The 21,512-nt window shown below is 65.9% G+C and carries 20 protein-coding genes and 1 other RNA gene; 3 read left to right on the top strand and 18 right to left on the bottom strand.

Features of this window, described 5'->3' with window-relative positions; translation table 11 throughout:
* Position 1: 1 nt before the first annotated feature.
* Genes murC through mraZ form a run of 11 tightly spaced genes read right to left on the bottom strand, consistent with a single transcriptional unit; the run spans position 2 to position 12,691 of the window.
* Entirely contained in the window at positions 2-1,393 is a 1,392-nt protein-coding gene (gene murC / locus AC1D02_RS01000; RefSeq protein WP_477312790.1) for a UDP-N-acetylmuramate--L-alanine ligase, read from the bottom strand.
* On the bottom strand, positions 1,390-2,469 hold the full coding sequence (murG, locus tag AC1D02_RS00995; protein WP_477312788.1) for an undecaprenyldiphospho-muramoylpentapeptide beta-N-acetylglucosaminyltransferase: 1,080 nt from the start codon (positions 2,467-2,469) through the stop codon (positions 1,390-1,392). Before murG ends, murC begins: the two co-directional genes overlap by 4 nt.
* A complete protein-coding gene (ftsW, locus tag AC1D02_RS00990) occupies positions 2,466-3,677 on the bottom strand; it encodes a putative lipid II flippase FtsW (RefSeq protein WP_477312786.1) in 1,212 nt (403 codons plus the stop codon). The genes murG and ftsW overlap by 4 nt, the downstream gene beginning before the upstream one ends.
* Positions 3,677-5,173: a UDP-N-acetylmuramoyl-L-alanine--D-glutamate ligase gene (gene murD, locus AC1D02_RS00985; RefSeq protein ID WP_477312784.1), complete on the bottom strand. Its 1,497-nt coding sequence runs from the start codon at positions 5,171-5,173 to the stop codon at positions 3,677-3,679. Before murD ends, ftsW begins: the two co-directional genes overlap by 1 nt.
* The gene (gene mraY, locus AC1D02_RS00980) at positions 5,173-6,342 is read right to left on the bottom strand and encodes a phospho-N-acetylmuramoyl-pentapeptide-transferase (RefSeq protein WP_477312782.1); all 1,170 of its coding nucleotides are present in this window, start codon (positions 6,340-6,342) and stop codon (positions 5,173-5,175) included. Before mraY ends, murD begins: the two co-directional genes overlap by 1 nt.
* Before the next feature lies 1 nt (position 6,343).
* Positions 6,344-7,729, bottom strand: coding sequence for a UDP-N-acetylmuramoyl-tripeptide--D-alanyl-D-alanine ligase (locus AC1D02_RS00975; protein WP_477312780.1), 1,386 nt, complete (start codon positions 7,727-7,729; stop codon positions 6,344-6,346).
* The gene (locus AC1D02_RS00970; protein WP_477312778.1) at positions 7,729-9,258 is read right to left on the bottom strand and encodes a UDP-N-acetylmuramoyl-L-alanyl-D-glutamate--2,6-diaminopimelate ligase; all 1,530 of its coding nucleotides are present in this window, start codon (positions 9,256-9,258) and stop codon (positions 7,729-7,731) included. The genes AC1D02_RS00975 and AC1D02_RS00970 overlap by 1 nt, the downstream gene beginning before the upstream one ends.
* Before the next feature lie 6 nt (positions 9,259-9,264).
* Positions 9,265-11,025 carry a peptidoglycan D,D-transpeptidase FtsI family protein gene (locus tag AC1D02_RS00965; RefSeq protein ID WP_477312776.1) on the bottom strand — a complete coding sequence of 587 codons (1,761 nt, stop codon included), beginning with the start codon at positions 11,023-11,025 and terminating at the stop codon, positions 9,265-9,267.
* A complete protein-coding gene (gene ftsL, locus AC1D02_RS00960) occupies positions 11,022-11,294 on the bottom strand; it encodes a cell division protein FtsL (protein WP_477312774.1) in 273 nt (90 codons plus the stop codon). Before ftsL ends, AC1D02_RS00965 begins: the two co-directional genes overlap by 4 nt.
* A complete protein-coding gene (gene rsmH / locus AC1D02_RS00955; RefSeq protein ID WP_477312772.1) occupies positions 11,291-12,253 on the bottom strand; it encodes a 16S rRNA (cytosine(1402)-N(4))-methyltransferase RsmH in 963 nt (320 codons plus the stop codon). The genes ftsL and rsmH overlap by 4 nt, the downstream gene beginning before the upstream one ends.
* A 9-nt stretch (positions 12,254-12,262) precedes the next feature.
* Positions 12,263-12,691 carry a division/cell wall cluster transcriptional repressor MraZ gene (gene mraZ, locus AC1D02_RS00950; RefSeq protein ID WP_477312770.1) on the bottom strand — a complete coding sequence of 143 codons (429 nt, stop codon included), beginning with the start codon at positions 12,689-12,691 and terminating at the stop codon, positions 12,263-12,265.
* 428 nt (positions 12,692-13,119) lie between these two features.
* Here mraZ and AC1D02_RS00945 point away from each other — a divergent pair, with 428 nt between their 5' ends.
* Together AC1D02_RS00945 and AC1D02_RS00940 are read left to right on the top strand one after the other, a co-directional pair.
* Entirely contained in the window at positions 13,120-14,112 is a 993-nt protein-coding gene (locus tag AC1D02_RS00945) for an AAA family ATPase (protein WP_477312768.1), read from the top strand.
* 68 nt (positions 14,113-14,180) lie between these two features.
* The gene (locus AC1D02_RS00940; protein ID WP_477312766.1) at positions 14,181-14,357 is read left to right on the top strand and encodes a DUF3606 domain-containing protein; all 177 of its coding nucleotides are present in this window, start codon (positions 14,181-14,183) and stop codon (positions 14,355-14,357) included.
* Here the strand turns inward: AC1D02_RS00940 and glpK are convergent, their stop codons facing one another.
* The 3 genes from glpK to AC1D02_RS00925 all read right to left on the bottom strand — a co-directional run bounded on the left by glpK (position 14,358) and on the right by AC1D02_RS00925 (position 16,776).
* Positions 14,358-15,860, bottom strand: a complete 1,503-nt coding sequence (gene glpK, locus AC1D02_RS00935; protein ID WP_477312764.1) for a glycerol kinase GlpK — start codon at positions 15,858-15,860, stop codon at positions 14,358-14,360.
* 54 nt (positions 15,861-15,914) lie between these two features.
* Positions 15,915-16,254, bottom strand: an RNA gene (gene rnpB, locus AC1D02_RS00930) — RNase P RNA component class A.
* Between the two features lie 129 nt (positions 16,255-16,383).
* The gene (locus tag AC1D02_RS00925; RefSeq protein ID WP_477312762.1) at positions 16,384-16,776 is read right to left on the bottom strand and encodes a hypothetical protein; all 393 of its coding nucleotides are present in this window, start codon (positions 16,774-16,776) and stop codon (positions 16,384-16,386) included.
* Positions 16,777-16,988: 212 nt separating this feature from the next.
* On the opposite strand from AC1D02_RS00925, the gene AC1D02_RS00920 reads away from it, so the two are divergent.
* Positions 16,989-18,698, top strand: coding sequence for a thiamine pyrophosphate-binding protein (locus tag AC1D02_RS00920; protein WP_477312760.1), 1,710 nt, complete (start codon positions 16,989-16,991; stop codon positions 18,696-18,698).
* Here the strand turns inward: AC1D02_RS00920 and AC1D02_RS00915 are convergent.
* The 4 genes from AC1D02_RS00915 to AC1D02_RS00900 form a co-directional block, all read right to left on the bottom strand.
* The gene (locus tag AC1D02_RS00915) at positions 18,688-19,494 is read right to left on the bottom strand and encodes a DUF1365 domain-containing protein (RefSeq protein ID WP_477312758.1); all 807 of its coding nucleotides are present in this window, start codon (positions 19,492-19,494) and stop codon (positions 18,688-18,690) included. The two genes, AC1D02_RS00920 and AC1D02_RS00915, sit on opposite strands and share 11 nt — an antisense overlap.
* A gap of 295 nt (positions 19,495-19,789) precedes the next feature.
* Positions 19,790-20,221: a nuclear transport factor 2 family protein gene (locus AC1D02_RS00910; RefSeq protein WP_477312756.1), complete on the bottom strand. Its 432-nt coding sequence runs from the start codon at positions 20,219-20,221 to the stop codon at positions 19,790-19,792.
* The gene (locus tag AC1D02_RS00905; protein ID WP_477312754.1) at positions 20,218-20,985 is read right to left on the bottom strand and encodes an SDR family NAD(P)-dependent oxidoreductase; all 768 of its coding nucleotides are present in this window, start codon (positions 20,983-20,985) and stop codon (positions 20,218-20,220) included. The genes AC1D02_RS00910 and AC1D02_RS00905 overlap by 4 nt, the downstream gene beginning before the upstream one ends.
* Positions 20,982-21,503, bottom strand: coding sequence for a DUF3833 domain-containing protein (locus AC1D02_RS00900; RefSeq protein ID WP_477312752.1), 522 nt, complete (start codon positions 21,501-21,503; stop codon positions 20,982-20,984). Before AC1D02_RS00900 ends, AC1D02_RS00905 begins: the two co-directional genes overlap by 4 nt.
* Positions 21,504-21,512 lie beyond the last annotated feature (9 nt).

Genomic DNA, 21,512 nt, shown 5'->3' with positions numbered 1-21,512 from the left:
GTCAGGCCTTTGCGTAAGAAGTGAGTTTGTTCGGGATGCCGGAAATCGAGCCGGCGCCCATGGTGATCACGACGTCGCCGTCGCGCACCGCGTTCATGATGGTGTCGGGCATGTCGGCGATCGATTCGACGAAGATCGGCTCGATCTTGCCGCCCACGCGCAGCGCGCGCGCCAGGGCGCGGCCGTCGGCGGCGGCGATCGGCGCTTCGCCGGCGGCGTAGACGTCGGCCAGCACCAGCACGTCCGGCGTCGACAGCACCTTGACGAAGTCTTCGAACAGGTCGCGCGTGCGGCTGAAGCGGTGCGGCTGAAACGCCAGCACGATACGGCGGCCCGGATAGGCGCCGCGCGCGGCCGCCAGCGTGACTTCGGTTTCGATCGGGTGGTGGCCGAAATCATCGACCAGGGTAAAGCTGCCGCCGCCCGGAATGGCGACGTCGCCGTAGCGGGTGAAGCGGCGGCCGACGCCGTTGAAGCCTTCGAGGCCGCGCTGGGTGGCGCTGTCTTCGATGCCGATTTCGCGCGCGATCGCGATCGCCGAGCAGGCGTTGGCGACGTTGTGCAGGCCGGGCTGGTTCAGCACGAAGTCGGTGTCCGGGTAGCCTTGCTGGACCACGGTGAAGCGCATCTGCAGGCCGTCGGCGCGGGCGTTGATCGCGCGCACCTGGGCCAGCGCCGAGAAGCCGTAGGTGGTCACCGGCTTGGTCACGTGCGGGATGATCGCCGCCACGTGCGGATCGTCGATGCACAGCATGGCGCGGCCGTAGAACGGCAGGCGATGGGTAAAGTGCACGAACGCCATCTTCAGCTTTTCGAAGTCGTGCTCGTAGGTGTCCATGTGATCGGCGTCGATGTTGGTGATCACTTCGATCATCGGCGCCAGGTTCAGGAACGAAGCGTCCGATTCGTCCGCCTCGACCACGATGTATTCGCCGGTGCCCAGCTTGGCGTTGGCGCCGGCGCTGGTCAGCTTGCCGCCGATGACGAAGGTCGGATCGAGGTCGCCGGCGGCCAGCACCGACGCGACCAGGCTGGTGGTGGTGGTTTTGCCGTGGGTGCCGGCGATCGCGATGCCGCGCTTCAGGCGCATCAGTTCGCCCAGCATGATCGCGCGCGGCACGATCGGGATCATCGCGGCGCGCGCGGCCACCACTTCGGGATTGGCTTCGTTCACCGCGGTCGAGGTGACGACGGCGTCGACGCCGGCCACGTTGGCCGCGTCGTGGCCCAGCGTGACCTTGGCGCCCAGGGATTCCAGGCGCACCGTCGCGGCATTGCTGCCCAGGTCCGAGCCGGACACCTTGTAGCCCAGGTTGAGCAGCACTTCGGCGATGCCGCTCATGCCGCTGCCGCCGATGCCGACGAAGTGAATGTTCTTGATCTTGTGTTTCATGAATTCGGTCCCGCCAATTGTTCCAGAATGTCCGCGATCGCCTCGTTGGCGTCGCGCTTGCCGACGGCATGCGCCGCCAGCGCCATGTCGCGGCATTCGCCGCGCGACAGGCCGCCAAGCAGCTCGGCCAGCCGGGCCGCGTTCAATTCGTTCTGCGGCAGGTGGATCGCCGCGTGCTGGGTCTGCGCCCACTGCGCGTTGTCGCGCTGGTGGCTGGTGGTGCTGGCGACGAACGGCACCAGCACGCTGGCCACGCCGGCCGCGGTCAGCTCCGACATGGTGATCGCGCCGGCGCGGCAGATCACCACGTCGGCTTCGGCGTACGCCGCCGCCATGTAGTCGATGAAGGCGACCACGTTGGCGGCGACGCCCGCGTCCTTGTACGACTTTTCCAATGCTTCGATGTTCTTCTTGCCCGACTGGTGGGTGACCGTCGGACGCGTCGCTTCCGGGATCAGCGCCAGCGCCGCCGGCACCGCGTCGTTGAGCGCCTTGGCGCCCAGGCTGCCGCCGACCACCAGGATCCTCAAGGCGCCTTCGCGGCCGTTGAAGCGGGTCTGCGGCGACTCGACATCGAGGATCTCCTTGCGCACCGGGTTGCCGGTGACGCTGGCCTTGCCGGCGGCGCGGCCGAAATCGGCCGGGAAGCCGAACATCACGCGCTGCGCCAGCGGCGTCAGCGTCTTGTTCGACAACAGCAGCGCGGCGTCGGCATTGACCAGCGCCAGCGGCACACGGCGCAGGCGCGCCATCAGCCCGCCCGGCACGCAGACGTAGCCGCCCATGCCCAGCACCACGCTCGGCTTGCGGCGCGCGATGAAGCGCAGGCAGGAAGCGAAGCTGGTTGTGAGCTTGAAGGCGCCGGACAGGGTGTGCTGCAGGCCCTTGCCGCGCATGCCCGAAAAATCGATCGTGTCCATCTCGATGCCGTGTTTCGGCACCAGGTCCTGCTCCATGCCGAGCGCGGTGCCCAGCCACGTGACTTCCCAGCCGCGCGCGCGCATCGTCTGCGCGATCGCGATGCCCGGGAAGATATGCCCGCCGGTGCCGGCCGCCATGATCATCAGGCGCTTCATGGGCGGCCTCCGCGCATCATCACCCGGTTTTCGTAATCGATGCGCAGCAGGATCGCCAGGCCGACGCAGTTGATGAATACGCCGGTGCCGCCGTAGGACATCAGCGGCAGGGTCAGGCCTTTGGTCGGCAGCAGGCCCAGGTTCACGCCCATGTTGATGAAGGTCTGCACGCCGATCCAGATGCCGATGCCCTTGGCGGTGAGGCCGGCGAAGGTCTGGTCGATGGCGATGGCCTGGCGGCCGATGTCGAAGGCGCGCTTGACCAGCCAGTAGAACATCGCGATGGTGATCAGGACGCCCATCAGGCCCAGCTCCTCGCCGATCACGGCGAGCAGGAAGTCGGTGTGCGCTTCGGGCAGGTAGTGGAGTTTTTCGACGCTGCCGCCCAGTCCCACGCCAAACAGCTCGCCGCGGCCGAAGGCGATCAGCGAGTGGGTCAGCTGGTAAGCCTTGTTCAGCGCATTGTCTTCCTGCCACGGGTCGAGGTAGGCGAACATGCGCGCGCGGCGGAACGGCGACAGCGCGATGATGGTGCTGAAGATCACGACCAGCACGGCGCCGATGCCGCCGAACCAGATCGCGTTGATCCCGCCCAGGAACAGGATGCCCATGGCGATGCAGACGATCACGCCGAAGGCGCCCAGGTCCGGCTCGAGCAGCAGCAACAGGCCGACCAGGCCGATCGCGCCGGCCATCGGCAGGAAGCCCTTGGTCAGCTTGTGCATGTACTGCTGCTTGCGCACCGTGTAGTCGGCCGCGTACAGCACCGCCACCACTTTCATGATCTCGGACGGCTGCGGCTTGAACACGATCAGGTTGATCCAGCGGCGGCCGCCGTTCACGCTCACGCCCAGGCCAGGCACGAACACCAGCGCCAGCAGGACCAGCGTGACGCCGAACAGCCACGGCGCGAGGCGCTGCCAGGTGGCGACCTTGACGCGGAAAACGAACAATCCCGCGATCAGCGACACGGCGATGAAGGCCGCCTGGCGCTGCAGGAAGTATGTGTTTTTATAGGCGGCGAACTTTGGCGAATCGGGCAGCGAAATCGAAGCCGAATACACCATCACCATCCCGAACAGCATCAGCAGCAGGGTGACCCAGACCAGCGGCTGGTCGTATTCCATCATCTTCGACGCGCGCGCGCGGCTGCTCACCAGCGCGTCGGACGCGGAGCCGGAGAATTTGAATGGAATCTGGAAGGCCATCAGATCTCCTGGCCTTTCGACAGAGCGAGTTCGCGCACGGCATCGACGAACACCTGGGCGCGGTGCGCGTAGTTGGTGAACATGTCCAGGCTGGCGCAGGCCGGCGACAGCAGCACGGCGTCGCCGCTTTGCGCCGCCGCGGCGGCGCGCTGCACCGCGTCCGGCAAGGTGCGGCAGTCGATCAGCTCGACGCCGGACGGCTCGAGCGCCTCGCGCAGTTTCGGCGCATCGCGCCCGATCAGCACCACGGTACGCACGTAGCGCGCGCACGGCTCGGCCAGCGGCGCGAAGTCCTGGCCCTTGCCGTCGCCGCCTGCGACCAGCACGATCTTTTGCGATTCGCCGCCGAAGGCCTTGCCCAGGCCGACCAGCGCGGCGACGGTAGCGCCAACATTGGTGCCCTTGCTGTCGTCGTAGTAGTCGACGCCGTCGATGCTGGCGACCAGCTCGACCCGGTGCGGCTCGCCCTTGTATTCGCGCAGGCCGTGCAGCAGCTGGGCCATCGGCAGGCCGATCGCGCGGCACAGCGCCAGCGCGGCCAGCGCGTTAGTGGCGTTGTGCACGCCGCGAATGTGCAGCGCGTCCGACGGCATCAGGCGGTTGACGATCACTTCGACCGGCTCCGGCAAGGCGCCCTTCTTGCGTTTCTGTTCGCTCTCTTCGCCAGCAACGGCGTGGGTCAGCCACAGCACGCCGCGCTCGGCGACCAGGCCGAAGTCGCCCGGCACGGTCGGCGCGGTGGCGCCGAAGCTGACGTCCGGCGTGCCCGGCGCGGCCATGCGCATCACGACGTCGTCGTCGCGATTGAGCACGCGCACCGTGCGCTTGCCGAAGATGCGCGCCTTGTCGGCGGCGTACGAGGTCATGTCGCCGTGCCAGTCGAGGTGGTCCTGGGTGATATTGAGCACGGTGGCCGCATCGGCCTCCAGGCTGAACGTCGAATGCAGCTGGAAGCTGGACAGCTCGAGGATCCACGCCTGCGGCAATTCATCGGCGTCGAGGCATTCGCGCAGCACGTCGAGCGCGGCCGGACTGATATTCCCCGCCACGCGGGTCGACAGGCCGGCGCGCTGGCACAGCAGGCCGGTGAGGCTCGTGACGGTGGTCTTGCCGTTGGTGCCGGTGATGGCGATGACTTTCGGCGCGTAGCCGCGGTCTTCCTTCAGCTGCGCCAGCGCCTGGGCGAACAGTTCGATCTCGCCCCACACCGGAATGCCCAGTGCGCGCGCGGTCGGCACGATGGTGCGCAGTTCGCGCTGCGGCGCCAGGCCCGGGCTGAGGGTGACGAAATCGACGCCGTCGAGCAGCGCGTCGGTGAATTCGCCACAGAAGAATTCGACGGTCGGCACGGCCATGCGCAGCGCATGCAGGCGTTGCGGCTCGGTGCGGGTGTCGGCCACGCGCACGGCGGCGCCGCAACGGGCCAGCCATTGCGCCATTGCCAGCCCGGACTCGCCGAGTCCCAGCACCAGTGCCTGTTTGCCCGCGTAGCTCATTAGCGCAACTTCAAGGTGGACAGGCCGACCAGGACCAGCATCATCGTGACGATCCAGAATCGCACGACAACCTTGGTCTCTTTCATGCCCAGTTGTTCGAAATGGTGGTGCAGCGGCGCCATGCGGAACACGCGCCGCCCGGTGCCGTAACGCTTCTTGGTGAACTTGAACCACGACACCTGGATGATCACCGACAGGGTCTCGGCGACGAACACGCCGCCCATGATGAACAGGACGATCTCCTGGCGCACGATGACGGCGATGGTGCCGAGCGCGCCGCCCAGCGCCAGCGCGCCGACGTCGCCCATGAACATCTGCGCGGGGTGCGCGTTATACCAAAGGAAGGCCAGGCCGGCGCCGGCCATCGCGCCGCAGAAGATCAGCAGTTCGCCGGCGCCCGGGATGTGCGGAATGAACAGGTATTTCGAGTAGGTCGCCGAACCGGTCAGGTAGGCGAACAGGCCGAGCGCCGAGCCGACCATCACGGTCGGCATGATTGCCAGGCCATCGAGGCCGTCGGTGAAGTTCACCGCGTTCGAGGTGCCGACGATGACGCAGTAGGTCAGCGCGATGAAACCCCACACGCCCAGCGGGTAGCTGATGGTTTTCACGAACGGGACGATCAGGTCGGCCTTGGGCGGCAGCGACATCGAGAAGCCCGAGCGCACCCACGCGTAGAACAGTTCCCATACCTTGATCGGGGTCGGCGCAGACACCGAGAACGCCAGGTAGAAGGCCGCGGCGACGCCGATCAGCGACATCCAGAAATACTTCTCGCCCGAGCGCATGCCTTCCGGGTCCTTGTAGACCACCTTGCGGTAGTCGTCGGCCCAGCCGATGGCGCCGAAGCCGAGGGTGACGACCAGCACCGGCCAGATCAGGCGGTTGGAGAAATCGCACCACAGGATGGTCGACACGCCGATCGAGATCAGGATCAGGACGCCGCCCATGGTCGGGGTGCCGTGCTTGGCCAGGTGGGTTTCGGGACCGTAGGTGCGCACCGCCTGGCCGACCTTCATGCGGGTCAGCCAGCGGATCACGAACGGGCCGGCGCCCAGGCCGATCACCACCGCGGTAATGGTGGCGAACACCGCACGGAAGGTGATGAAGTTGAAGATCCGAAGCGGACCGAGGTCCTGCTGAAAGAATTGTGCGAGCCAGAGCAGCATGTTAGTGGGCTTCCTTGCCAGTGTTGTGTGTTCCAGTCAGGTGCTGGACCACGCGTTCCATCTTCATGAAACGCGAGCCCTTCACCAACACAGTCGCGTCAGATTTACTGCCCAGTGCTGTATCCAGTGCTGCCAATAACTCGTCAAACTGTTCAAAATGCGTGGCGCCCGCGCCCACCATGTGGCGCGTCAGTTCACCCGTCACCAGCACCGCGTCGATGCCGCGGCTGGCGGCGTAGGCGCCGATTTCTTCGTGAAACTGCTGTCCCTGCGTGCCGACTTCGCCCATGTCGCCCAGCACCAGGATGCGCGGCTGCGCGGCTTGCGCCAGCACGTCGATCGCCGCGCGTACCGAATCGGGGTTCGCATTGTAGCTGTCATCGATAACTGCTGCACCGTTCCGTGCGCGCTTGTGCTGCAGGCGGCCGTTCACCGGCGCGAAGGATTCGAGGCCGCGCACGATGGCTTCCTGTTCGATGCCGGCGCCCAGCGCGCAGGCGATCGCGGCGAGCGCGTTGCGCACGTTGTGCACGCCGGCCGCGGCCAGCTTGACCGGGAACTGGTACGGCGCCTTGCCGTCGATGCGCGCGGTCACCAGCAGGTCGCTGCCGAAGGCGTTCGCGGTGTGGTTGCAGCAGACGTCGGCGGTGGCGTCGAGGCCGAAGGTGATGGTGCGGCGCTGGTCGGCCAGCTTTTCCCACAGCGGTGTATAGGTGTCGTCGGCCGGATAGACCGCGGTGCCGCTTCTCGGCAGCGCGGACAGGGCGGCGCCGTTCTCCAGCGCCACCGCTTCCACGGTGTGCATGAATTCCTGGTGCTCGCGCTGGGCGTTGTTGACCAGGGCGACGGTCGGCGCGGCGATGGCGGCCAGGCGCGCGATCTCGCCGGGATGGTTCATGCCCAGTTCGATGACGGCGGCCTTGTGCTCGGGCAGCAGGCGCATCAGCGTCAGCGGCACGCCGATTTCGTTATTCAGGTTGCCGCGCGTGGCCAGCCGGCCGTCTTCGCCGTAAGCCTGCGCGAGGATGGACGCGATCATTTCCTTGACCGTGGTCTTGCCGTTGCTGCCTGTGACGCCGATGACCGGGATGGCGAATTTCTCGCGCCAGAAGTGGCCGACCTGGCCCAGCGCGGTGAGGGTGTTCGGCACCACGATGGCCGGCAGGTTCCAGCCTTCCGGCAGCTGCTCGGCGATCACCGCGCCGACGCCCTGCTGCGCGATGGTCGGCAGGAAGTCGTGGCCGTCGAAGTTCTCGCCGCGCAGCGCGACGAACAGCTCGCCCGCCTTGAGCGTGCGGCTGTCGGTCGAGACGCCCTCGAAGGCGACGTTCTTCGTCATGCGCGCTCCCGTGAGCGAGGCGACCAGTTGTGCCAGCGATGCGCGCATCAGTGTGTCCTCATCATGGTGACGCGCGCGGCCAGCGCCAGCGCGGCGTGGTCGGCGTCGGAAAACGTCATTTTGCGGCCCTTGATTTCCTGGTAAGGCTCATGGCCCTTCCCGGCCAGCAGGATCACGTCGACCTTGGCGGCGTGCTTGACGGCCGACAGGATCGCCGCGGCGCGGTCTTCGATCGCCTGGTAAGTCGATGTCGGGTGGGCGGCGTCCATGCCCGCGACGATTTCGGCGATGATCGCGGCCGGCTCTTCGCTGCGCGGATTGTCGGAGGTGACCAGCACGTGCTCGGCGATCTGCGAGATGGCGCCCATCTGCGGGCGCTTGCCCGGATCGCGGTCGCCGCCGCAGCCGAACACGCACCACAGCTGGCCGCCGCGTTCATCGGCCACCTGGCGCAGCGCCAGCAGGGTTTTCTCCAGCGCGTCCGGCGTGTGCGCGTAGTCGATCACGACCATCGGCGCTTCCTGGCCGCCGACCTGCTGCATGCGGCCCGGCGCCGGCGTCAGCGCGTCGAGCGCGTCGACCGCGGCGCGCAAGGCGACGCCCTTTGCCATCAGCGCGCCGAACACCGCCAGCGCATTGCTCATGTTGAAATGGCCGACCAGGTGGGTCTTGACCGTGGCGCCGCCGTACGGCGAGTCGAGATGGAAATCGGTGCCGGCGTGGCGGCTCTTGAACTGCGAGGCGCGCAGCATGGCGACGCCTTCGATGTCCGGCTGCAGCGCGGCATCCTGCAGCGTGTAGCCGATCAGCGCGACGCCGGCGGCGCGCGCCTTCAGGTGCGCGACGATGCGCAGGCCGGCCGGGTCGTCGAGGTTGATCACGGCCGCCTTCAGGCCGGGCCACTCGAACAGTTTCAGCTTGGCCGCCTCGTAGGCCTCCATGTCGCCGTGGAAGTCGAGGTGGTCGCGGGTCAGGTTGGTAAACAGCGCGACGTCGAAATGCATGCCCAGCGCGCGGCCCTGCTCCAGGCCGATCGACGACACTTCGATCGCCAGCGCGGTGGCGCCGGCGTCGCGCACTTCGGCCAGCTTTTCGGCCAGCAGCACGGCGTCCGGCGTGGTGTAGCCGGTCACGTCGAAATTCGGTTCGGTGCGGCCCTTGAACACGCCGACACCAAGGGTGCCGATGACGGCGGTGACGTCGCCCAGGCGCGACATCGCCTGGCCCAGCCACACGGCGCACGAGGTCTTGCCGTTGGTGCCGGTGACGCCGACCGCAAACATGCCGCGGTCAGGCATCGCGTGGCAGGCGTGAGCGATCGGGCCGGCGTTCTTTTTCAGGTCGGCCACCGCCAGGTGCGGCAGGGTCCATTCCGGATTCCATTCGAAGCCGCGCGGATCGTACACCACCGCGGCGGCGCCTTGCCTGACCGCGGCGCCGATGAATGCGCGGCCGTCGCCCGCATCGCCCGGATAGGCGAAGAACACGTCGCCGGCATTGACGCGGCGCGAGTCGGACGCGAGCCGGCCGTTCGGCGCGGCCTGGCGAATCCACTGGCAGGTGTCGGTATGGGTCATGGCGTCCTAGTCCTCGAGCGGATGCTCGGGAATGATGATCTCGGTGACCGACGAATCGGGCGGCACGTTGGCTGCGCGCAGCGCGTTGGCGGCCAGCGCGGCAAACGTCGGCGCGGCGACGCTGCCGCCGGTATGGAGGGCGCCGGCCGGATCGTCGACCATCACGGCGATGATGAAGCGCGGGTTCGACATCGGCGCGATGCCGGCGAACGAGCCGATGTAGTGGGTCTGCGAGTAGCGGCCGTTAATGACCTTCTGCGCGGTGCCGGTCTTGCCGCCGACGCGGTAGCCGGGCACCTGCGCCAGCGACGCGGTGCCGCCCGGGCCGACCACGGATTCGAGCATGACGCGCATTTCGGCGGCGGTCTTCGGCGAGATGACCTGCTGGCCGACCGGCTTGTCGCTGACCTTCTGGAACGACAGCGGAATGATGTCGCCGTCGCGCGCGAAGATCATGTAGGAGCGCGCCAGCTGCAGCAGCGACACCGAGATGCCCTGGCCAAACGACATGTTGGCCTGCTCGACCGGGCGCCAGGACTTGTACGGACGCACGCGGCCGGCGACGGCGCCGGGAAAGCCGAAACGCGGCGCCTGGCCGAAGCCGGACTTGGTGAACATCTCCCACATTTCCTGCGACGGCATCGCCAGCGCCATCTTCGACACGCCGATGTTCGACGACTTCTGGATGATGGTCGATACGTCGATGGTGCCGTGCGGATGGGTGTCGCGAATCGTGCGGTCGCCGACGATCATGCGGCCGTTGCCGGTGTCGAACATGGTGGTCGGCTTGACGCGGTTGGTGTCGAGCGCCAGCGCCACGGTGAACGGCTTGAGGGTCGAGCCAGGTTCGAAGGTGTCGGTGATGACGCGGTTGCGCAGCTGCTCGCCATTCAGCTTGCTGCGGTCGTTCGGGTTGTAGGTCGGCCAGTTGGCCAGCGCCAGCACCTCGCCGGTGTGCACGTCCAGCACCACCGCGGCGCCGGCCTTGGCGTGGAACTTCTCGACCGCCTCCTTGATGCTGTTGAAGGCGATGTACTGCAGCTTGCTGTCGACCGACAGGGTCAGGTCCTGGCCGTCGTGCGGATCTTTCGACAGGCCGACGTCTTCGACGATGTGGCCGAGGCGGTCCTTGATCACGCGGCGGCTGCCCGGAGCACCGACCAGGGTCTTCTGCTGCGCCAGCTCCATGCTCTCCTGGCCCACGTCCTCGACGTTGGTGAAGCCGACCATGTGGGTCATCACTTCGCCCTGCGGGTAGAAGCGCTTGTATTCCTTGCGGGTGTCGAGGCCTTCGATGTCGAGCTTCTTGATCTGCTCGATGACGTCCATCTCGACCTGGCGCTTCAGGTACACGAAGGTGCGGTCCGAATCGAGCTTCTTGCGCAGCTCAGGCTCGGTCATTTCCAGCAGCTTGGCCAGCGCGCGCAGCTTCTCCGGCGGCTCGCGCAGCACGTCGTCGGGATTGGCCCACACCGCCTTGACGGGGATCGACGAGGCCAGCACCTGGCCGTTGCGGTCCATGATCTTGCCGCGCGTGGCCGGCAGCGCCAGCGTGAATTCGTAGCGGCTCTTGCCCTGCTTTTGCAGGAACTGGGTCGACACGGCCTGCAGCCACAGGGCGCGCCCGGCCAGCGCCGCGAAGGCGGCGAACATCACGAACAGCACCACGCGCGAACGCCAGGTCGGCAGGCGGACCGCCAGCACCGGGCTTTTCGAAAAGGCCACGCCTTTCGAGGCGGCCACGCGCGAGTTCACGCCGCTCTTCATTTGGCGCCTTCCGTCAGGTACTGCGTGCGCGCCGGGGTCAGCGGCGCCATGTTCAATTCGGTGCGCGCGATCTGCTCGATGCGCGCGTTCTTGCCCAGCGTGGACTGGTCGAGCTGGAGCTGGGCCCAGTCGATGTCGAGCTGGCGCGCCTGCTGCTGCATCGTCTCGAGGTCGATGAACAGATGGCGCGCGATGTACTGCGCCTTCACCACCGACAGGCCGCACAGCACCAGCGCGGCGAGCAGGACCAGGTTGATCTTGCCGTTCATTGTGCGCCTTTCGCCGGCAGGCGTTCGGCCACACGCATCACGGCCGAACGGGCGCGCGGATTGGCGGCGATTTCGGCGTCGGACGGCTTGGACTTGCCGATCAGTTTCATCAGCGGCTGCGGCAGGTCGACCGCCTTGATCGGCAGGCGCCGGTCCGGCTGCTCGACCTTGACCTTGGAGGCGAAGAACTGCTTGACGATGCGGTCTTCCAGCGAGTGGAAGCTGATCACGGCCATGCGCGCGCCGGGCGCCAGCATGGCGTAGGCCGCGTTCAGGCCTGCCGCGAGGTCTTCAAGCTCCTGATTGATGAAAATCCGGATAGCCTGAAAGGTGCGGGTGGCCGGATCCTTGCCTTTTTCCCGAGTCTTGACCGCGCCTGCCACGATAGCGGCAAGCTGTCGTGTGCTTGAAATTGGTTCGACTGCCCGGCGAGCAACAATCGCCTTTGCAATCTGAAAAGCAAACCGTTCTTCCCCATAATCGCGTATCACCTTTTCCAGTTGTTGTTCGGTTTCAATGGCCAGCCATTGCGCCGCGGACATGCCTCGCGTGGTGTCCATGCGCATGTCGAGCGGGCCGTCGTTGCGGAAGCTGAAACCGCGCGCCGCGTCGTCCACCTGCGGCGACGAGATGCCGAGGTCGAGCAGGATGCCGTCGACCTGGTCGACACCGCGCTCGCGCAGCGCGGACTGCATGGTCGCGAAACTGTCGTGCACGATGGTGAAGCGCGGATCGGTGATTTGCTCGGCCGTGGCGATCGCCTGCAGGTCCTTGTCGAAGCCGAACAGGCGCCCCTTGGCGCCCAGTTTCGACAGGATCAGGCGGCTGTGGCCGCCGCGGCCGAAGGTGCCGTCTATATAAGTGCCGTCGGCGCGCGCGCCGGCCAGGTCGAGTGCATCGACCGCTTCATCGAGCAGCACCGTCTGGTGCTGGAACTCGGGCGCCGCCACTTCGGTCATCGCGGCGTCCTAGAAGGAGAAATTGGAAAGGACATCGGGCATGCCGCCGGCGACGGCGACTTCTTCGCTGGCGTCGAGCTTGGCGGCGTCCCAGATCTCGAAATGCGTGCCCATGCCGAGCAGCATCACGTCCTTGGACAGGCCGACCGCGGCGCGCAGTTCCGGCGAGATCAGCACGCGGCCGGCCGAATCCATCTCGACGTCGCAGGCGTTACCGAGGAAAATGCGTTGCCAGGCCTTGGCCGACATCGGCCAGGCGGCGATTTGTTCGCGGTGCGATTCCCACACCGGGCGCGGGAAGAACAACAGGCAGCCATCCGGGTGTTTGGTGAGCGTGAGGCGTCCTTCGCACTGAACTGCGAGTGCGTCACGGTGCTTGGCAGGGATAGACATCCTGCCTTTGGCATCGAGGTTGATTGCGGACGCGCCTTGGAACACGGTTTTACCTGATTTAGAGTTTGATGAAGCGGTTTAGTTTGCGCGTCGGGAGCTCATTTTTTCTCCCACAAAACTACACTTTTCCACACAGTTGCCCACTTTAGAGGATGCAAATCTCATGGTCAAGCGATTTCCAGTAGGAAAATATGAAATTTGCCAATGAAGTCAAGGACTTAGCGCACTTCCCTGAAGTCGGCTCAGGTAAAAATATGTCGATAAATTAGGCACTTATCAAAGAGCCTTAATGTGTCACCTCATCTGTATTCACGCCTATTTCCCCTAATACATAACGAAAAATAAATTTCAGCAGTTCAATAAATGCAACACGGCCGCGCACGCGGCCAAATTGCGCGCGGCCGCGGTCCGGGGTACGATTCAAGCGAAAGCCGGCGCGATTCGACGACGCCGGCCGTGGAAGGAGACTTGCCGTGAGCATCACCCTGGCCCGCACCCGCGCGCTGTACGACCTGGCCGACGTCGAAGGCGCGCTCGAACGCAGCAAGGGCCGCGCGCCCGAGCTCGAAGCGTTCTACGAGCGCATGCTCGACACCGGCGCCGAGCGCTTCGTCACCACGCCGTCGTCGACCGGCGCGCTGGCGCCGCTGGCCGAGGAGTGTCCCAATTTCGCGGAAGTGGTGGACGACCTGACCCGCTACCTGGGGCTGGCGCACGCCGGCGACGGCGGCTTCAACGTGATGCCGATCCTTCTGCTGGGCGACCCCGGCGTCGGCAAGACCCATTTCGCGCGGCGCCTGGCGCGGGCGCTGCAGACCGAGTACGAGCTGATCAGCATGAACGCGCTGTCGGCCGGCTTCGTCATCACCGGCAGTTCGGCCAGCTGGAAGGGCGCCAAGTGCGGCAAGGTGGCCGAGCGGCTGGTGCGCGGGCAGTACGCCAATCCGGTGGTGGTGCTCGATGAGGTGGAAAAGGCCAGCGGCTCCTCGCAGTCCGATCCGCTGGCGGCGCTATACCAGCTGCTCGAGCCGGAGACGGCGCGGGCGTTTCGCGACGAGTACATCGACGTCGAGATCGACGCCAGCCAGATTTTCTGGATCCTGACGGCCAACCGCACCGAGGGCATTCCTGCGCCGCTGCTGAACCGGATGGCGGTGTACGAGGTGCCGGCGCCGACGCCGGAGCAGGCGGCCGCGATCGCCCAAGGCATGTACGCGGCGCTGCTGCGCGAGCTGAAGCTGGCGAAGTTCGCGGCCAGGCTCGATGGCGCTGTGGCCGAGCGGCTGGCGGGCGTGTCGCCGCGCGACATGCGCAAGACGCTGCTCGACGCGCTGGGCTACGCGGTGGCTGCGGGCCGCCAGGAAGGCGGAGGATGTGCGGTTCAAGGCCGGGCCGGGCAAGTCGCGGATTGGGTTTTGAGGCGCTGCGAAAAGCACCACTTTTTGCGATGTGCGTACGGCAGCTAACGGTAGCGCTTCAAAGTGCGTGCGATTCTGCAGTCACCAACAACCGCCGCACTTTACGAGGCCACATCATGAACCAGACCATCGATACCCAGACCTCCGTCGACCGCTGCATCTACCTGCATGAAGAATTCGAAGTCGGCTACTGGACGACTGCGCTCGGCGTCGACAAGGCGAAGCTGATGAAGACCGTGCAGGAAGTGGGCAACGGCGCGACCGCCGTCAAGCGCGCGCTCGGCATTCACTAATCACGCATCCGCGCGGGCCGGGGCAGCCCACCCGCGCGAACGTTCGACCGCCCTCGCCCACGTCGCCATCAGTTCCTGACGGCGGCCTGCCGCCATCGCGGGCTCGAAGCGCCGCTCCGCCCGCCATTGCGCGCCGGCTTCCTCTTGCGACGCCCAGAATCCCACCGCCAGGCCGGCCAGCCATGCGGCGCCCAGCGCCGTCGTCTCGGTCACATGCGGGCGCACCACCGGCACGCCAAGCAGGTCGGCCTGGAATTGCATCAGCAAGTCGTTGCGCGCGGCGCCGCCGTCGGCCCTGACCTCGCGCACCGGCACCGCCGCATCCTTCCGCATCGCATCCAATAGCTCCGCGCTCTGGAAGGCGATCGCCTCGAGCGCCGCGCGCGCGATGTGTCCCCGGCCGCTTCCCCGGGTCATGCCGACCAGCGTGCCGCGCGCGTACGGGTCCCAGTGCGGCGCGCCGAGTCCGGCGAACGCCGGCACCAGGAACACGCCGCCGTTGTCCGGGACGCTGAGCGCGAGGGCCTCGACGTCCGACGATTTTTCGATGATGCCGAGGCCGTCGCGCAGCCACTGCACCGTGGCGCCGCCCATGAACACGCTGCCTTCGAGCAGATAGTCGGTGGCGCCTCCGGCCTGCCAGCCGACCGTCGCCAGCAGGCGGTGATGCGATTCCGGCGCCTTCGGCCCTGCGTGCATCAGCATGAAGCATCCGGTGCCGTAAGTGTTCTTGACCATGCCCGGCTTCCAGCAAGCCTGGCCGAAGGTCGCCGCCTGCTGGTCTCCCGCGATGCCGGCCACCGGAATCGGGGCGCCGAACCACGCCGCATCGGCCTGCCCGATCACTTCGGAGCTGGCGACGACTTCCGGCAGCAGCGCGGCGGGAATGTCGAACAGCGCCAGCAGCCGCTCGTCCCAGCGCAGGTCGTGGATATTGAATAGCATCGTGCGCGAGGCGTTGCCGGCATCGGTGACGTGGCGCCCGGTCAGCTTGAACGCGAGCCAGCTGTCGACCGTGCCGAAGGCCAGTTCGCCGCGCAGCGCGCGTTCGCGGGCGCCGTCGACGTGATCGAGCAGCCAGGCCAGCTTGGTGGCGGAGAAGTAGGCGTCCAGCTCCAGCCCGGTGGCCTGCTGGATCATCGTTGCGTGGCCTTCCGCGCGCAGCCGCTCGCAGGCGTCGGCGGTGCGCCGGTCCTGCCAGACGATGGCCGGCGCAATCGCGTGGCCGGTCTTGCGGTCCCACAGCACGGTCGTTTCGCGCTGGTTGGCGATGCCGATGGCGGCCACCTGCGCGGCCGTCGCGCCGCACTCGCGCAGCACCTGGCGCGCGCAGGCGAGCTGGCTCTCCCAGATGTCGGCGGGGTCGTGCTCGACCCATCCGGGCCGTGGGAAATGCTGGGGGTATTCTTGCTGGGCGCAGCCGCACAGGCGGCCGGCGTGGTCGAACAGGATGGCGCGCGAGCTGGTGGTGCCCTGGTCGAGGGCGAGGACGTAGTGTGTCAACGTACACCTCGACTCTGAAGAGGGTCAGGTCCGCGGGACCAGACCCCTGAATAAGTGTGAAGCAGGCCGGTAGGCCGGATTTTGTTACGGCGGATGCCCTTGCGAGCACCCGCTATGACAGCCATTCCTCTAGGCGCCTGATTGCTCAGGCGCTCAAGCTCCCTACCCGCACGCTCCGCGAGCCGCCTCAACGCGTGCCTATTTGGGATTGCTCCAGGTGGAGGTTACCGCGTTTCACCGTAACTTAATACGCTCGTCTCTGTGGCCCTATTCCTCGCCTTATACCTTGCGGCTTTCAGCGGACGGCCGTTAACCGTCACCCTGCTCTATGGAGTCCGGACCTTCCTCCCGCCGACGCATTACGCGCCAGCCAGCGGCTGTCCTGGCCTGCATCACGGCGCCATTGTACCCGCTGCAGACGACTTTCAGGGAACTGGTGTAGGCATCGACGGATTGCTCCGATCGGACGACCAACATCAAAAAGGCTCGCGTAGGCGAGCCCTGATTGATTCGATCGTTCGATTTATTGATTGAATAGCCCAGTCTTCTGTTTTACATCGGATTCGCTCATCGAATACCGCTTTACGATCCCGCCCTGATCGAACAGCACAACCAGTTCCTTCTTCTTCCCGCTCGCAGTGGCGCCGAAAAGATTGACGATCGGCACATAGCTCACCGCGTCCAGCGAAACGTTAGAAAACTCGTAGTTCCAGATTTCCAATCCGCCGTCCGTGAATGTCGTTTTCAGGGGCGAGCCGAACATTCCGCGGACTTCCGCTTTGCTGGTACGACCTTCCGTCATTTTCGTGGACATCGAGGTTTCCGACTCCTTGCGTAGAGCCTCATTTCCGACACTCGCACATCCGGTGGACAAGATTGTGATCGCGATCGCCGCTACAACTGTCAGTTTTTTCAAGATTACCCTTAATAAATAATTATGATTTAACAACTCGCAGATAGTATGTCAAAAGAAAATTTATTGCTATAGATTTTGAGTACGGGCCCGACGTCACTTTCTGTCGCAGCGAAGCTGGCCGATTCTGAAAGTTGGTGTCGCCATTTCAAAAGCCCGGCCAGAACGGCTCGCTTAGAATGGCCGCACGTGATTTCATTCATCGAGGCCCCCACATGACCCAACCATCCCGCACCGGCGGCCAGATCCTGGTCGACGCACTGAAGATCCACGGCGTCGACACCGCCTTCGGCGTGCCGGGGGAGAGCTACCTCGACGTGCTCGACGCGCTGCACGATTCGAGCATCCGCTTCATCATCAACCGCCAGGAAGGCGGCGCCGCGTTCATGGCCGAGGCCTACGGCAAGATGACCGGCCAGCCGGGCATCTGCTTCGTCACGCGCGGCCCCGGCGCCACCAACGCGTCGATCGGCGTGCATACCGCGTTCCAGGACTCGACGCCGATGATTCTGTTCATCGGCCAGGTCGGCCTCGACTTCATGGACCGCGAGGCGTTCCAGGAGATCGACTACCGCCGCATGTTCGGCCAGATGGCCAAGTGGGTCGCGCAGATCGATCGCGCCGACCGCATCCCGGAATACATCGCGCGCGCCTTCCAGGTCGCCACCAGCGGCCGGCCCGGCCCGGTGGTGCTGGCGCTGCCCGAGGACATGCTGATCTCGATGGCCGAAACGGCGGACGCGCGCCGCTATCAGCCGGTGCAGGCCTCGCCGTCGGCCGCGCAGATCGACACGCTGCGCACCATGCTGGCCGCGGCGAAGAATCCCCTGCTGCTGCTCGGCGGCGGCACCTGGAACGCGCAAGCCTGCGCCGACGTGCAGCGCTTCGCCGAAGCGAACGCACTGCCGGTCGGATGCGCATTCCGCTTCCAGGATTTGCTCGACAACGAGCATCCGAACTACGTGGGCGACGTCGGCATCGGCATCAATCCCAAGCTGGCCGCGCGCGTGAAAAACGCCGACCTGCTGATCGCCTTCGGCCCGCGCCTGGGCGAGATGACCACCAGCGGCTATTCGCTGATCGCATCGCCGGTGCCGCGGCAGAAGCTGGTGCACATCCACCCCGCCGCCGAGGAACTGGGCAGCGTGTACCAGGCCGACCTGATGATCAACAGCGGCGCGCCGCAGGCAGCGGCGATGCTGGCCGCGATGGCGCCGGTGAACGCGGACGCATGGCGCGGCACGGTCGCCGAGGCGAGGGCCGACTACGCGGCGTGGCAGCTGCAGCCGCCGATCTTCAAGGACGGCGGCGCCCCGCTCGACCTGTGGCAGCTGGTGCAGCAGCTGCAGGCCGCCGCGCCCAAGGACACCATCATCACCAACGGCGCCGGCAACTACGCCACCTGGGCGCACCGCTTCTTCCGCTACGGAGGCATGCGCACGCAGCTGGCGCCGACCAGCGGCGCGATGGGTTACGGCGTGCCGGCCGGCGTCGCCGCCAAGATCATCGACCCGCAACGCACGGTGGTCACCTTCGCCGGCGACGGCGAGTTCATGATGAACGGGCAGGAGCTGGCGACGGCGGTGCAGTACAAGGCCGGCGTGATCATCATCGTCTTCAACAACAGCATGTTCGGCACGATCCGCATGCACCAGGAGCGCGATTATCCGGGCCGGGTATCGGGCACCACGCTGCACAATCCCGATTTCGCGGCGCTGGCGACAGCCTATGGCGCGCACGGCGAAGTCGTCACGGCGACCGAGGAATTCGGTCCGGCTTTCGCGCGCGCGCTGGAACACACGCGCACGCAATCGCTGCCGGCGCTGATCGAGCTGCGCTACGACGGCAACCTGATCACGCCCGGCGCGACGCTGGACACGATCCGCGCGAATGCGCTCAAAACCGCCGCCGGCGTCACCGGCTGATATTGTCCGGCGGCGGCGGCGGCTTCGAATGCCATGGCACGCGCTTGAGCCACAGGCGCAATGCCTGCAGGTGAAAGCGCGCGACCACGCCTAGCGTCAGCAGGGGATACTTGAAAAAGGCCGCGGCCACGGCGGCGTTGCCGATCGGCGCGCCGGCCCCCGACACGCTGGTTTGCAGCACCGTCCCGCCGGCGTCCTCATAGTCGATCGCAGCGAGCGTGTGCTCGGTCAGCGCACCGCCGCGCGAGCGCATCACGCGCATGAAGCGAAAACGGTAAGCGCCTTCGACGGCGCTGAACGGCGACACGTGAAGCAGCTTGCGCGCCTTCATTTCGCCGCCATTGGGAATCTCGAAGCCGTCGTCGAGAAAATAGAAATGGCGCTCGCCGTGCGTGTTGCGCACGTCGCACAGCACCGCGCGCAACTCACCGCTGGCGCGGTGGCAGAACCAGAACGAGACCGGATTGAACACGAATCCGAGCACGCGCGGCATCGCCTGCAGCCAGATTTCGCCGTCGGCATCCGTCACCCCTTCCCTCTCGAGCAGCGCGTCTATCCATTCGACCAGGCCGGTGGCGCCGTCGCCATGATCGCGGTCGTGAAACGACAGCAGATTGAAGCGGTTGCGCGAAAACAGCGCGCAGCTCGGCGCGTTCGCGTCCAGGCTGCGCAGCGGCAGGCGCACGTAATAGGCTCGGTACTCGAACTCGTTGGGGACCGGGCGCAGGCGCTTGTGGCGCACGTGTCCGAAGCACAGTTGCGGCCCGGCGCGCCCCCCGGTTTCATGCGGCTGCATGCGGCCTTCTGCCCCTGCGGGTGGAGCAACACGCAACCTGGCGGCGGCATGCCCCCTCCATCGATACGACAACCACTTCGCGCCTCATCGCCCCCACCTTGATATTGCATTGCAGCGTCTTGGACAATCTCGCCAACTTAACGATTAACTTTGATAAATTCGTATCTGCAACTAAATTGTCGTGGACAATTTTTCTGCAGATAGTGTATACGTTGCTCCTGTGGAAATGGTGTCAATTTTGCACATATTTGTAAAATTGCTCTGTTCCCGGATTGCTTGCCTGCGCCGCCGTGCCTTAGCGAGTTGCTGCCCGTTTTAGCCAGCGCATCAAACCTCCCAGCACGGGCAGCTTTTCGTAGAGCTCCTCGGCCGCGTCCCAGTAGTCGCGGTGCACTGCCACCGCCCCGGCCGCATCGAATACGATGTGCGACGCTCCGCGAATGCACTGGGGCCCCTTCGAGAATCGCTTCATCCGGAACGTGAAGTCCCATACCAGGAACGCTTCGGCGCCTTGCTGCGCGCGGTTGTGGACCACAAACCGCGGATCGTCGACTTGCCGGTACATGTGCCGAAAAATCGCGACGATCGGGTCGATGCCGCGCACGTCATTGAACGGATCCTTGAACCGCGCGTCGCGCGCGTAAATCGCCGGCAGCTGCGCCAGCGACGCTTCGTTCAACTGTTCGTAAAACCGCACCAGGGTTTCGAGTTCGTGCTCGTAGTTCATAAGCCAGTCACCTTGTGAATCAACCAGAAATACAATCGGTACGGCAGCAGCCGCGCGAGCCGCATGCTGTTGGTGAAGCGCTTCGGGAAGTGAATATGGAAGTGGCCACGTTCGATCCCGGCGATCATTTCGGCGGCGGCGTCCTCCGCGCTCATTAAAGCAGGCATGGCGAAATCGTTGTTGGCCGTCAGCGGCGTGTCGACAAAGCCGGGATTGATTTGGTAGACGGCGATGCCGCGCGGGCGCAAGTCCAGGAACAGCGACTCGGTCAGGTTGATCAGCGCGGCTTTGGTCGGCCCGTACACCAGCGCCTTCGGCAGGCCGCCATATCCCGCGACCGAGGCAACGACGCCCACCCCGCCCGCTCCCTGGCGGAGCAGGATGGGAAGCGCCGCATCGAGGCAGTTGAAAACCCCCCGCAGGTTCAGGTCGATCATCCGGTTCGCCGCCGCCAGGTCGAAACTGTCGGCGCGCATCTCGTTGTAACCGCCGGCTACCACCAGCACCAGGTCGATGCCATCCCACGTCGCGACGATCGCGTCGCGCGCACGCAATATGCTGGCGTGGTCGGTCACGTCCAGCGGCGCGGCGAGCGCATGGGCCGACAACGCCGCCTCCTGCTCCAGCGCTTCGGCATTGCGGGCCGACAGCGCCACGCGGGCGCCGAGCCGCAACAGCTGCCGCGCGCAGGCCGCGCCGATGCCGGTCGACGCGCCGATCACCCACACGCGCCGGCCGGTCCAATCGGGAATGCGCGGGTTCATCGTTTCGAAAACGACAGCGTCACACTGCCCAGGCTCACGCCGAATTTGCTCATCGCGGTCCGGTTCAGCATGACCTTGTCGTCGATCAGGAACATCCAGTCCTCCATGTCGACGTTGTAGACCTTGTCGCCGACCGGTTGCGCCAGCACGTACTTCCAGCGCAGCGCGTTGCCGGACGCGACCCCATGCGCGGTGCCCACGACGTCGGCGGCGGTCGCGGTGAAGCTGCCGTCGCCGGTCTTGCGCAGGGTCCAGACGCGCTTCTGCTTCGTGCCATCCGAATAGGTGAAGTCTTCGTCCAGCGTGCCGGTGTCGCCCTGCCACTGGCAGCGCATCACGACGACGAAGCGTTTGACCACGGCGCCGGAGCGGTCCTGGAACATGCCATGGGCATCCAGCGTGCCGTTAAAGTAGCGCTGGATGTCGAGGCGCGGCTGCTGGGCGGCATATTGGTCCGGCATCGGCGCCGAACAGCCGGCGCACAGCGCGGCGATAGCGAGGGTGGCGATGATTTTCATGGTGGTCCT

Source organism: Massilia sp. P1_C10 (assembly GCF_056406475.1).
Note: the sequence above shows the minus strand (reverse complement) of the source record. Positions and strands in the feature narration are given on the sequence as shown.